The 12,947-nt window shown below is 72.0% G+C and carries 8 protein-coding genes and 1 pseudogene; 7 read left to right on the plus strand and 2 right to left on the minus strand.

Annotated elements, in window-relative coordinates; translation table 11 throughout:
- Positions 1–100 precede the first annotated feature (100 nt).
- The 4 genes and pseudogenes from ACTWQF_RS23125 to ACTWQF_RS23140 all read left to right on the plus strand — a co-directional run.
- Entirely contained in the window at positions 101–922 is an 822-nt protein-coding gene (locus tag ACTWQF_RS23125; protein ID WP_443281549.1) for a hypothetical protein, read from the plus strand.
- 35 nt (positions 923–957) lie between these two features.
- On the plus strand, positions 958–1,803 hold the full coding sequence (locus tag ACTWQF_RS23130; RefSeq protein WP_443281550.1) for a DegV family protein: 846 nt from the start codon (positions 958–960) through the stop codon (positions 1,801–1,803).
- Positions 1,804–2,470: 667 nt separating this feature from the next.
- The gene (locus ACTWQF_RS23135; protein ID WP_443281551.1) at positions 2,471–3,574 is read left to right on the plus strand and encodes a helix-hairpin-helix domain-containing protein; all 1,104 of its coding nucleotides are present in this window, start codon (positions 2,471–2,473) and stop codon (positions 3,572–3,574) included.
- A gap of 44 nt (positions 3,575–3,618) precedes the next feature.
- Positions 3,619–6,282 (plus strand): annotated as a pseudogene (locus ACTWQF_RS23140) (ComEC/Rec2 family competence protein); the annotation flags it as partial.
- Between the two features lie 124 nt (positions 6,283–6,406).
- Here the strand turns inward: ACTWQF_RS23140 and ACTWQF_RS23145 are convergent.
- Positions 6,407–6,652, minus strand: coding sequence for a hypothetical protein (locus tag ACTWQF_RS23145; protein ID WP_443281698.1), 246 nt, complete (start codon positions 6,650–6,652; stop codon positions 6,407–6,409).
- A gap of 91 nt (positions 6,653–6,743) precedes the next feature.
- On the opposite strand from ACTWQF_RS23145, the gene holA reads away from it, so the two are divergent.
- Entirely contained in the window at positions 6,744–7,733 is a 990-nt protein-coding gene (gene holA, locus ACTWQF_RS23150; RefSeq protein WP_443281552.1) for a DNA polymerase III subunit delta, read from the plus strand.
- 455 nt (positions 7,734–8,188) lie between these two features.
- On the opposite strand, the gene rpsT is transcribed toward holA, so the two are convergent.
- On the minus strand, positions 8,189–8,455 hold the full coding sequence (gene rpsT / locus ACTWQF_RS23155) for a 30S ribosomal protein S20 (RefSeq protein ID WP_443281553.1): 267 nt from the start codon (positions 8,453–8,455) through the stop codon (positions 8,189–8,191).
- Positions 8,456–8,825: 370 nt separating this feature from the next.
- On the opposite strand from rpsT, the gene lepA reads away from it, so the two are divergent.
- Together lepA and ACTWQF_RS23165 are read left to right on the plus strand one after the other, a co-directional pair.
- Complete coding sequence (gene lepA / locus ACTWQF_RS23160) at positions 8,826–10,694, plus strand: translation elongation factor 4 (protein ID WP_443281554.1); 1,869 nt, start codon at positions 8,826–8,828, stop codon at positions 10,692–10,694.
- Between the two features lie 322 nt (positions 10,695–11,016).
- Complete coding sequence (locus ACTWQF_RS23165; protein ID WP_443281555.1) at positions 11,017–12,909, plus strand: AMP-dependent synthetase/ligase; 1,893 nt, start codon at positions 11,017–11,019, stop codon at positions 12,907–12,909.
- Positions 12,910–12,947 lie beyond the last annotated feature (38 nt).

Below are 12,947 nucleotides of genomic sequence, written 5' to 3' on the forward strand. Positions count from 1 at the left end.
TTCGCGTGGGCTGCTCTGGGTTCTGAGGAACCAGGAGCAGCCCCCGGCCGTTTACGCTGAACGGAGACGGGCTCACGGACGGACGACAGAGGAGCGACCTGTGGACGTGGCAGTCGTCATCGGCCTGGTATTTGCACTGGCCGTCCTCATCTTCGGCACAGTCGTCACGCTGCGGGTCGTGCGGGCGGTCAAGCGGGGCGTGGAGCGTACCGGGGCGCAGGTCCGGCGCACGGCGGAGGAGACCGTGCTCAAGGCGCGCTCCGTACAGCCCGGGCCGGTCGGTGAAGCCGCCCGCATCCGCCTGGAGTTGCGCGCCTCCATCGACAGCACACGTGCCGAGCTGGAGGCAGGCGCCCGCAACGACCCGAGTCTCACCGAAGCCGTCGACCTTCTGGACAAGCTCCACGAGCACGCCCGCCACCTGGATGGCGAACTGCGGCTGCTGATGGAGCGCGAGCCGGACCACTCCCGGGTCGCCTCCCGACTGCCCGAGGCACGGGAACGGATGCGGCACATCAAGGAGTCCGCGGACTCACTGCGCCACGCCGCGCAGGACCGGGCACGCCAGTTCGACGCCGAGGGGCTGAACGCACTGCGCGACCGGATCGACATCGAGTCCGGCGCCCTGCGGCACTGGACCCCCGGCCCGGCGAGCGACCCGTCGGCGGGCGCCTCATCCGTCGGCGGTTCAGCTGTCGGCAGCTCACCGGTGGATGCGTCCGGCAGTGGCTCGTCGCCTGCCGAGGACTCGTCGCCTGCCACGGAGACGCCCTCCGCCGCCGGGCAGTCGGCCGCGCAGCCTGCGCAGCCCGAGCTGGGGCCGTCCGGGCAGGGCCTCGACCCGTCGCTGACGGATCCGACAGCCGGCCGGAGGGATTCGGTGACGGCGTTCGGGAAGCGCCGCCCTCGGAACGCCTCCTGAAGCGCTCCGTTCGCCCGCCCGATACCCTCCGTTCCATGCACGGCCCCCTCGCGATCGTCACCGATTCCACCGCCTACCTACCGCCCGAGGCGCTGCGACGGCATGGAATCGAAGCCGTGCCGCTGACCGTCGTACTCGGTGAGGAAGCCCTGGAGGAGGGCACGGATATCTCCGCGCGCTCGCTGGCGGCCGCGCTGCGCGAGCGGCGCCCGGTCACTACCTCCCGGCCCAGCCCGGAGACCTTCGCGCGCACCTATCGAGCCGCGGCCGAGGCGGGCGCCGTCGGAATCGTTTCGTTGCACCTGTCGGCCGAGTTCTCCGGGACGTACGACGCCGCGCTGCTGGCCGCCAGGGAGGCGCCCGTGCCCGTGCGCGTCGTCGACACCGGAGTGGTGGCCATGGCGCTGGGGTTCTGCGCGCTGGCTGCTGCGGAGGCGGCCGAGGCGGGTGCGTCGCTGGACGAGGCGGTCGCGGCTGCCGAGAAGCGCGCCGAGGGCACCTCTGCGGTCTTCTACGTCGCCACGCTCGAGTATCTGCGCAGGGGTGGCCGCATCGGCGCGGCCCAGGCGCTGTTGGGCTCCGCGCTCGCCGTCAAACCGCTTCTCGAGGTGGCTGACGGCCGGATCGGGATGCTGGAGAAGGTCAGAACCGCTTCCAAGGCCATCGCGCGGCTCGAGGAAATCGTGGTGGAGCGGGCCGGAGACGCCCGGGTAGACATCGCCGTACACCATCTCGCCGCCGCCGAACGTGCCGAGCAGCTCGCGGAGCGCTTCCGCACACGGGTGCCCGGCCTGCGCGAGCTGCATGTGAGCGAGGTCGGCGCGGTCATCGGCGCCCACACCGGTCCGGGACTGCTGGGGGCCGTACTTTCCCTCAGATGAGTGAGGGAGTTATCCACAACTCGCGGGTTATCCACGGTAATCGAGCAAGATCACCGCGGTGGGTGCCGACTGCCTACCGTCGGTGGGCATGAGCGAACGAGCAGCAGAAACAGCACGTCCGCGGCCTGCGGGTGGGTGGCCGCCGGACGAGATGTGGGACGGACGAACGGACGGGGACGGACGGACCGCCGGGGATGGACGGACCGCCGGGGGCGGACGGACTGCCGGGCGTGGACGGATCGCTGCGGGCGGACGGACCGTCGCGGGCGGCAACGAGGAGCGGGGCGGTCTTGAGGGCCGGGGCCCGGATCGCGAGACCGTCCGGGGCAGGGACGGCGAGCCGGGTGGGCAGCAGGGGGAGCGGGCGGCGAGCGAGGGAGCTGACGACCCGGGCGTCGGTACCCGGACCCGTCGCCCCGCACGCCGTCGGCCGCCCCGAGGCCCTCGCGCGGCCCCGAGCACGGGCCCGGGCCGACGGGGTGCCCACCGCACGCCACGGCGCTTGCGTCCGTCAGCTCCCGAGCCTCGTGCTGCGGAGCGTGCCCGGTCGCTTCTGACGGAGCCGGCGCCCGAGGCAGCGCCTGCGCCCGAGCCCCGTACGAGGACCCGGCCCATCGTCGAGCGGCCCGCCATCGAGCGACCTGCCGATGAGCCGGACCTCCCCGTCATGGCCCGTGCCGATGCCATCGCGGCGGCACGTACCGCCGTGCGGCGCGGCCGGGAGCGCAGGCACCAACGGGAGGGGGACGCGGGCCCAGTCGGCCCATCGAGCCCCGTACCGGCGCCGGGACGGGAGCGGGAGGGGCGGGAGCCGTGGCCGGAGCCGGAGCCGGAGCCGGAGTTGGGGCCGGAGCCGGAGTTGGGGCCGGAGCCGGAGCTGGGGCCGGGGGACGGCTCCGAACCGGGGCGGGTGGGCGGCGGCTTCTTCACCGAGCGGCAGCAGGAGCGGCGAGAGCGGCGGGAGGAGGGGCTAGAGCCACTGGACGAGGCGTCGGCCCGGCTGTCGTGGAGGGAGCGCTGGAGGCTCGCTCTTGAGGACCGACTGCCGGTGTGGCTGCGGGTGAGGTGTGGGATCGAGCCGAAGACCCTGGTGGCGCTCTGCCTGGTGTTGCTGGTCGCTGTCGGGTTCGCCGTCCACCACTTCTGGACCGGGCGACCCCAGGGCGTGGCGGTCCCGAGTACGCCGAGCGCGGAGGGTCCCTCCGGGCGCCCCCGGGAGGGCGGCGGCGCATCAGCGGCACCCGTCGCGGGCGGGGCAGCCCCTGGGGCCCAGGGAGCCGCACGGGGCAAGCGGCTGGTGGTGGACGTGTCGGGGAAGGTGCGCGAACCGGGTGTGCAGCATCTGCCCGCGGGCTCCCGGGTAGCTGACGCACTGGAGGCCGCCGGCGGGCTGCGCAAGGGGGCGGACACGAGCGGACTGAACCGGGCGCGGCTGCTGGTGGACGGTGAGCAGATCGTGGTGGGCGCGCCCGGCCGGGGCGGATCCGCCGTCGGCGCCGCGCCGGGGGGCTCGGCGCCGGGACCGGGCTCCGCAGCGGGTGGTGCGGCCGGCTCAGGGAGCGCGAGGGGCCCATCCGGCGCGCTGATCAGCCTCAGCTCGGCGACCCCGGAGCAGTTGGAAAGCCTGCCGGGTGTCGGACCCGTCCTGGCGCAGCACATCGTGGACTACCGCACGGAGAAAGGTGGTTTCCGCTCCGTCGACCAGCTTCAGGAAGTCAACGGCATCGGGCAGAAGCGGTTCGCGGACATCAAGCCGCAGGTGACGCCGTGAGCAGCTCCGGACCGGCAGCCGGGGCCCGGGCCGGACCGCACCGGCGCGACGGAAGGGCGGCCCCCGGTGCCTGGGACGGGGCGCCTGGACCGGACCTGGCGACGGCCAACGGGCGGCCGGTGCGGGAAGAGCCGACGGACCTGCGGCTGGTGCTGCCGGCCCTGGCGGCATGGGCCGCAGCTGCCCTGGCCCTGGGTGTTTCCGCGGAGCGTGCTGTGATCGGCGTCGCGCTGTGCGGGGTCGCGGGGCTCGTGCTGCTGGGCTGGGCGGTCAGGGGCGGCGCCGCAGCGGCCGCGGTGTCACGGAACGGGAGGCCCGGAAGGCTGCCGGATGCGACGCAAGGTGCCGTCGGGCGACGGGTCCGGCTCCGGCGAGGAAGCCGGACGCTGCTGGTGGGGGCAGCAGGCGCCCTGCTGTGCGCCGCGGCTGCGGGTGGCAGCGCGGCGCTGCACGCTGCCGACCTGCATCGAGGGCCGTTACCCGGGCTGGCGGAGCGCCATGCGCGGGCAACCGTCGAGGTCACTGTCACCAAGGATCCAAGGATGACGCGGCCCAGGACGCAGGGCGCACGGCAGCTGGCCGGGATGGTGGTGGTCCCCGCGGAAGCGGTCGCGCTGGTGGGCGAGGACGGCGCCGGAACCCGTCTGCGTACGCCGGTGCTGCTCCTTGTCCGGCTGGAGCAGGACGGCGCCGGGGGCCGGGGGCAGGCGACGGCCGACACCTCGCGGGCCGCGTGGTTGCGGGTGCTGCCCTCGACCAGGCTCCGGGTGCAGGCCGAGGCGGCGCCGCCTGCCGCCGGTCGGCGAGGGGGCCAGGACATCGCGGCGGTGCTGCGGGTGGGGCCCGGTGCGCCCGAGATCGTTGCCGGACCAACTGCCGTGCAGCGGGCGGCGGGTGAGCTGCGGGCAGGGCTGCGCGAGGCGAGCGAGGGGCTCGACGGGGATGCGCGGGGACTGCTGCCAGGGCTGGTGGTCGGGGACACCTCCCGGCTGAGCCCGGAGCTGGCCGATGCCTTCCGGGCCACGGACATGACGCACTTGCTGGCGGTGAGCGGAGCAAACCTCTCCGTGCTGCTGGTGGTTCTCATCGGACCGCCGGGCCGTGCGCACCGGGCGGAGCGAGGGGGCCTTGCGCCGCGGCTCGGTCTCCCGCTGCGGGCGACCGCGGTGGTGGCAGCGCTGCTGACGCTCGGCTTCGTGGTGGTGTGCAGGCCGGAACCAAGCGTGCTGCGGGCGGCGGCCTGCGGACTGATCACGGTGTGGGCGATCGGCACCGGACGGCGGCGCTCGCTGCTGCCCGCGCTGGCAGCGGCGGTGTTGCTGCTGGTGTTCTACGACCCCTGGCTGGCGCGGGACTTCGGCTTCCTGCTCTCCGTGCTGGCCACGGCGTCCCTGCTGACGGTGGCGCCGCGCTGGTCGGAGGCGCTGCGGCGGCGCGGCTGTCCGGGCAGAGCGGCGGAAGCGCTGGCCGCGGCGGCTGCGGCGCAGGCGGCGTGTGCGCCGGTGGTCGTGGTGCTGGCCGCGCACGTCAGCCTGGTGGCGGTGCCGTGCAATCTGCTGGCGGAATTCGCGGTCGCGCCGGCCACGGTGCTGGGGTTCGCCGCGCTGGCCGCGGCGCCGGTGGCGATGCCCGTGGCGAAGGGCCTGGCCTGGCTGGCGAGTTGGCCGGTGCGGGCCATCGCGGGCATCGCGAGAACGGGCGCGGGGCTGCCCGGTGCGGAGATCGGCTGGCCCGGTACGTGGGCGGGTGCGCTGGGGCTCACGGTCGTGCTGGCCGGGGTGTTGTTGGTGGGGGCGCGGTTGTCGTTGCCGTACCGGCCGTGGTTGTGCGCGGCCTGCGTGCTGGGGTTGCTGGTGGCGGTCCTGCGCCCGGTGCCGCTGGTGCGGCCGTTCACCGGGTGGCCGCCGACGGGGTGGCGGATGGTGGCCTGCGACGTGGGGCAGGGGGACGCGCTGGTGCTGGCTGTGGACGGGGAGCGGGGCGGCGCGGGCGGGGCAGTCGTGGTGGACGTGGGGCCCGAGCCTGCCGCTGTCGACCGGTGCCTGCGCGAGCTGGAGGTGAGTACGGTCCCGCTGCTCGTGCTGACCCACTTCCACGCCGACCATGTAGCGGGGCTTTCCGGGCTGCTGCGGGGGCGGAGCGTGGGAGCGATCCGGACGACCGGGCTGGAGGAGCCGTCGGACCAGGCGGAGTTCGTGCGCCGGACGGCCCGGCGGGCGGGAGTGCCGGTGCGCGCCTCGCACATGGGGGAGCAGCGAAAGGCGGGGGATCTGCGCTGGGAGGTGGTGTGGCCCGAGCCCGAGCCGCCGCCCCAGCCCCGGCTGCCGCCCCAGCCCTCGCCGCCGCAGCTGCCGCCGTCCGAGGACGACGGGGAGGAAGGCGGAGGCGCCAACGACGCGAGCGTCACGCTGCTCGTCCGTACGTCGGGCCTCAGGCTCTTCCTTCCCGGTGACCTCGAACCGAGAGCGCAGCAGGCGCTGTTGGCCGCCCGGCCGGGCTTGCCGCAGGTCGATGTGCTCAAGGTCTCCCACCATGGTTCGCGCTTCCAGGATCCGGCGCTGTTGCGGCGGCTCCGGCCGCGGGTGGCTCTGGTGTCGGCGGGCCGGGAGAACCCGTACGGGCATCCGGCCCCCGAGACGCTGGGTGCGCTGGCTGCCGGGGGAGCTCTCGTGGCGCGGACGGACCGGAACGGGGCGCTGGCGGTGACGCGGCGCCCGGACGGCACCCCCGCAGTGGTGACCCAGCGGGGCAGCCCGGGGACGGGGGAGCACGCACCGCCGTCACGGGGCGCAGAGGGTCACCGCCCGCTCGCTCTTGGCAGCACCAGCCGGGTCAGTCGCGTTCCAGCCAGCCTTCGTGGGCTGCGGCGAGGGAGTCCAGCATGGCGGGGTCGTAGTCGGCGTGCGGGTCTTCGAGGACCACCAGCCATTGGGCGTCCTCGGCGTCGTCCTCCCCGGCGAGCGCCTCCCGGACGAGTCGGGGTTCCTCGGCTGGCTCGAGGCGCAGTTCCAGCTGCTCGGCGACCTCCTCGGCCGCGTCCCTGTCGGGCAGTACCAGCACATGACGTACGTCGTTCACCGGGGCATTCTCTCAATGGCACCCGGAGGGTGGCTGGTGGAGGGTCGCTCCGCAGGCGGCGGTGTCGGTGCGGCGTGGGATGCTGGTCGCGATGGCTGGTACGCGTAGGAAGACCTCGGACGATCCGCTCGCCCCCGTGACCGTGGCGGTGGGGCAGGAGGAGCTGCTCGTCGAGCGTGCCGTGCGGGTCGTGATCGACGCCGCACGTGCCGCCGACGCCGACACGGACGTGCGGGACCTGGCGCCGGGGGACCTCCAGCCCGGCACGCTGGCCGAGCTGACCAGTCCCTCGCTCTTCGCCGAGCGGAAGGTCGTCGTGGTGCGCGGGGCGCAGGACCTGGGCGCTGACACCGTCAAGGACGTGAAGGCGTTTCTGACGGCCCCGGTGGAGGAGATCACGCTCGTTCTGGTGCACGCGGGCGGCGCCAAGGGCAAGGGCCTGCTGGATGCCGCACGGAAGGCGGGGGCACGCGAGGTCGAGTGCCCGAAGATGACGAGGCCCGCCGACCGGCTGGCGTTCGTCCGGGGGGAGTTCCGCGCGTTGGGCCGGGCGGCGACGCCCGAGGCGTGCCAGGCGCTGGTGGATGCCATCGGCAGCGATCTGCGCGAGCTGGCCTCGGCCTGTGCCCAGCTCACCGCGGATATCGAGGGCACCATCGACGAGGCGGTGGTCGGGCGCTATTACACGGGCCGTGCGGAGGCGTCCAGCTTCACCGTCGCCGACCGGGCCGTCGAGGGGAAGGCGGCCGAGGCGTTGGAGACGCTGCGCTGGGCCGTCGCCACCGGGGTCGCGCCGGTGCTGATCACCAGCGCGCTGGCGCAGGGGGTGCGGGCCATCGGCAAGCTGGCCGGGGCCCCGCGCGGAGCGCGGGCGGGCGATCTGGCGCGTGAGCTCGGTATGCCCCCGTGGAAGATCGACCGGGTGCGGCAGCAGATGCGTGGCTGGACGCCGGACGGGGTGGCCGCCGCGCTGCGGGCTGTCGCCGAGGCGGACGCGGCCGTCAAGGGCGGCGGGATGGACCCCGAGTACGCGCTGGAGAAGGCCGTCGTCACCATCGCCGGCGCCGCGCGCTCCCGCTGAGTGAGCCACTGTCCGGTTCCCGCTGAACGGGCGTCGCGCGCTCCCGCTGAGCGAGTCGCTGCCCCGCTCCCGCTGAGCGAGTCCCTGCCCCGCTCCCGCTGAGCCAGTCACTGTCCCGCTCCCGCTGAGCGTGCCACCGCCCCCTCCCGCCGGGCGGTTCCCCGACTCGCTGGACCGGCAACCGCTGACCGAGCCACCACCTGCGGCACCCCGAACGCGCCGTACACCAGGCCCCCCGCATGGCGAAGGCCCCGTCCCGGAGCCCTGGGGAGGGGCTCGGGACGGGGCCTCGCTTCGTACTGTGTGGTGCGCCGCACCCGCGTGGCGAACGCAGGCCGCGTGCGGCGCGCTGTCTCAAGCGGTTGCTCGGGCGTACGGCGGATGAGAGAGGGCCCGCCTCACAACGTCCGAGCGGTCGGGAGACCGACGAGCTGAGAGAAGCTGCGACGAGGTGGTCAGCCCTTGAGGGAGGCCACCTGCTTGGCCAGCGCCGCCTTCTTGTTGGCAGCGTTGTTCTTGTGCAGCACACCCTTGCTGGCGGCCTTGTCGAGCTTCCGGGCGGCGAGCTGCTGGGCCTCGAGCGCCTTCTCGGCGTCACCGGCGGCCACGGCCTCGCGGGTGCGACGGATCGCGGTCTTCAGCTCGGACTTCACGGCCTTGTTGCGCTGCCGTGCCTTCTCGTTGGTCTTGATCCGCTTGATCTGGGACTTGATGTTCGCCACGAATGAGCCTTTGCGGTTCGGAGTTTCAAACGCCGGTGCCGACAGGCACCGTCCAGTGCCATAAGGCACAGTCGCTCAGGCTACCAGCCGGGGTACCGGCCCTCCCAATCGGTCGGTACCGCGCGCGCATGGGACCATGGGATGCGACACACCGTCTCGACCACCGTCTCGGCGGGCCCGTACGGGCCCCCGAAAGCGTCCGGGACGCCCCCCGGAGGCGTCTCCGTGCGACCGGTCTGCGCGACCGGACGGGGACACGTCCGGGACCTCGCCGCAAGACCGACAGCGAAACGCCACGAGACCCGACACCCCGAAAAGCCGCAAGACCCGACAGCCCGAAACCGACAGGCCAGAACCGACAGGACACTGCGTGCCCGCGACCCCAACGAACGCGCCGGAGCCGAGCCGTACCGACCCGGCGCTGATCCGTAACTTCTGCATCATCGCGCACATCGACCACGGCAAGTCCACGCTTGCCGACCGGATGCTCCAGCTGACCGGCGTCGTGGACAAGAGGCAGATGCGTGCGCAGTACCTCGACCGTATGGACATCGAGCGCGAGCGGGGCATCACGATCAAGTCCCAGGCCGTGCGGATGCCCTGGGCGCCCACGGACAATCCGGACGCCCCGAACGTCCTGAACATGATCGACACCCCGGGGCACGTCGACTTCACCTACGAGGTCTCCCGCTCGCTGGCGGCCTGTGAGGGCTGCATCCTGCTGGTCGACGCCGCGCAGGGGATCGAGGCGCAGACCCTCGCCAACCTCTATCTGGCGATGGAGCACGACCTCACGATCATCCCCGTGCTCAACAAGATCGACCTGCCCGCGGCCCAGCCCGAGAAGTTCGCGGCCGAGCTGGCGCACCTCATCGGCTGTGAGCCGGAGGAGGTGCTGCGCGTCTCGGCCAAGACCGGGGAGGGCGTCGAGGAGCTGCTGGACCACGTCGTACGCCAGGTCACCCCGCCGACCGGGAACGCCCAGGCGCCGGCCCGCGCGATGATCTTCGACTCGGTCTACGACGCGTACCGAGGTGTCGTCACCTACATCAAGGTTGTCGACGGCATGCTCAGCAAGCGCGAGCGGATCCGGATGATGTCCACCGGTGCCACCCACGAGCTGCTGGAGATCGGTGCGAACTCGCCGGAGATGACGCCCGCCGACGGGCTGGGCGTGGGCGAGGTCGGCTATCTGATCACCGGCGTGAAGGACGTCCGCCAGTCCAAGGTCGGTGACACGGTCACCCTGTTCACCAAGGGCGCCGAGCAGCCGCTGCCCGGCTACAAGGACCCGAAGCCGATGGTGTTCTCGGGGCTGTATCCGCTGGACGGCTCCGACTACCCCGAGTTGCGTGAAGCGCTGGACAAGCTGCTGCTCAACGACGCCGCGCTCACCTACGAGCCGGAGACCTCGGCGGCGCTGGGCTTCGGCTTCCGGGTGGGTTTCCTCGGACTGCTGCATCTGGAGGTGATCCGCGAGCGGCTGGAGCGCGAGTTCGGCCTCGACCTGATCGCCACGGCGCCCAACGTGATCTACCGCGTCGAGATGGAGGACGGCACCGAGCACGTGGTGACCAACCCGAGCGAGTTCCCGACCGGGAAGCTCGCCACGGTGCACGAGCCGGTGGTACGGGCCACGCTCATCGCGCCCAGCGAGTTCATCGGCGCGATCATGGAGCTGTGCCAGTCGCGGCGCGGCAACCTGCAGGGCATGGACTATCTGTCCGAGGAGCGGGTCGAGCTGCGCTACACGCTGCCGCTGGCGGAGATCGTCTTCGACTTCTTCGACGCGCTGAAGTCGAAGACCCGCGGCTACGCCTCGCTGGACTACGAGCCCACTGGCGAGCAGACGGCCGACCTGGTCAAGGTCGACATCCTGCTGCAGGGCGACAAGGTGGACGCGTTCTCCGCGATCGTCCACAAGGAGAAGGCGTACGCCTACGGCACCCGGATGGCCAACAAGCTGCGCGAGCTGATCCCCCGGCAGCAGTTCGAGGTGCCCATCCAGGCCGCCATCGGCGCCCGCGTCATCGCCCGCGAGACGATCCGGGCCATCCGCAAGGACGTGCTCGCCAAGTGCTACGGCGGTGACATCTCCCGTAAGCGGAAGCTGCTGGAGAAGCAGAAGGAAGGCAAGAAGCGGATGAAGGTCGTCGGGCGTGTGGAGGTGCCGCAGGAGGCGTTCATCGCGGCGCTGTCCAGCGACGACAGCACCGGCGAGGCCAAGGCCAAGAAGTAGCCGCGTACCTTTTGCGGCGGCGCGTCCTTTTGTGGCGGCCCGTCGCGACAGCACTCAGCAGCAGCCCCCTTACGTAGCGGCAGACCCCTTACGTAAGGGGGCTGCTGCCTTTACTCTGATCATTGCCCAGTAGTTACTCGTGAGTCAATAAGTGCGTCGACAAGCGAGTCGACAAGCGCGCGCCCCCCACACGCCGTGCGATCCCCCACAAGCCCGACGAGGCGTGCGTGCCCCACAAGCAGGACGCAACCAAGCTGGACGCAGTCAAGCAGGACGCAACCCAAGCAGGACGACAAGCAGGACGCGGGTCCCGGAGGATGTCGTGAGCGACACACAGTCCCTGATCGAGAACCGGCCGCCTTCCGTGGCGACGCTCTTCCTGGAGCGGGTCGAGGCCACCCCCGACGCGGAGGCGTACCGCTATCCGTTGATCCGCCCCGCGGGTGAGAGTGAGGGGCCCGACGAGTGGCGCTCCTACAGCTGGCGCGAGGCGGCCGAGCGGGTCTACTCGATCGCGGCGGGGCTGATGGACCTGGGTGTGCGTCCCGAGGAGCGGGTCGGTATCGCTTCCGGCACCCGGATCGAGTGGATCCTCTCCGACCTGGGCATTCTGTGCGCCGGCGCGGCCACGACCACCGTCTACCCCAGCACCAACGACTCCGAGACGGCCTACATCCTCGCCGACTCCGACAGCCGGGTGCTGATCGCCGAGGACCCCACCCAGCTCGCGAAGGTCCGCGCGCACCGGGACGAGCTGCCGAACCTCGCGCATGTCGTGCTGATCGACGGTGAGCCTACGGCCGAGGACGCCGAGGGCGACTGGGTACTGACCTTCGCGGAGCTGGAGCGGCGCGGTACCGCCTATCGGGAGAAGCACCCCGACGCCGTCACCGAGACCGTGCACGGGCTGCGCTCCGACCAGCTGGCCACGCTGATCTACACCTCCGGTACGACAGGAAAGCCGAAGGGCGTCCGGCTGGCACAGGACGCCTGGTCGTACATGGCCCGCGCGGTCCCGCAGACGGGCCTGCTCAACCAGGACGACGTGCAGTACCTGTGGCTTCCGCTGGCGCATGTCTTCGGCAAGATGCTGATCTCGGTGCAGATCGACTCCGGGCACGTCATCGCCGTGGACGGCAGGGTCGACAAGATCATCGAAAATCTGCCGGTCGTCCAGCCGACGAAGATGTGCGCGGTGCCGCGGATCTTCGAGAAGGTCTACAACGGTGTCGCGCAGAAGGCGCGCGCCGGAGGGGCCGCCAAGTACAAGATCTTCCAGTGGGCGGCCGAGGTCGCCCGTGAGTACGCGCGTACGACGCAGGACAACCAGCGCCGCACCGGGGTGGCCGACGCGCCCACCGGGCTCAAGGTCAAGCACACCATCGCCGACCGGCTCGTCTACAGCAAGCTGCGGGACGCGTTCGGCGGCCGGATGGTCGGCTGCGTCTCCGGCTCGGCCGCGCTCGCACCCGATCTGGGCTACTTCTTCGCGGGCGCGGGCATTCCCGTGCTGGAGGGCTACGGGCTCACCGAGTCGTCGGCTGCGAGCTTCTGCAACCGCACGGACAACTTCCGTACCGGCACCGTCGGCAAGCCGATGCCCGGCACAGAGGTGCGGATCGCGGACGACGGCGAGATCCTGCTGCGCGGCCCCGGCATCATGCTGGGCTACCACGGGCTGCCCGAGAAGACCGCCGAAGTCCTCGAGGAGGACGGCTGGTTCCACACCGGCGACATCGGCGAGCTGTCCGACGACGGCTATCTGCGCATCACCGACCGCAAGAAGGACCTGATCAAGACCTCCAGCGGCAAGTACATCGCGCCTGCCGAGGTGGAGGGCCAGTTCAAGGCGATCTGTCCGTACGTCTCCAACATCCTGGTGCACGGCGCGGGCCGGAACTACTGCACCGCCCTGATCACGCTGGACGAGCCCGCCATCACGGCCTGGGCGGCGGACCACGAGGACCTCAAGGGCAAGCCCTACGCCGAGGTGGTCGCCTCCGAGCAGGTGCGCAGCCTGGTGGACGGCTACGTCGAACAGCTCAACACGGGGCTGCAGCGCTGGCAGACGATCAAGAAGTTCCGGATCCTGCCCCGCGATCTCGACATCGAGCACGGCGAACTGACCCCGAGCCTGAAGATGAAGCGCCCGGTGGTGGAGAAGGAGTTCGGCGACCTGATCGAGGAGATGTACGACGGCGCGCGCGAACGCTGACGGGGACGCGCCCCGTTAGGGGCGCGGGGAACTGCGCG

Source organism: Streptomyces sp. 8N114 (assembly GCF_052245835.1).
GTDB lineage: Bacteria > Actinomycetota > Actinomycetes > Streptomycetales > Streptomycetaceae > Streptomyces.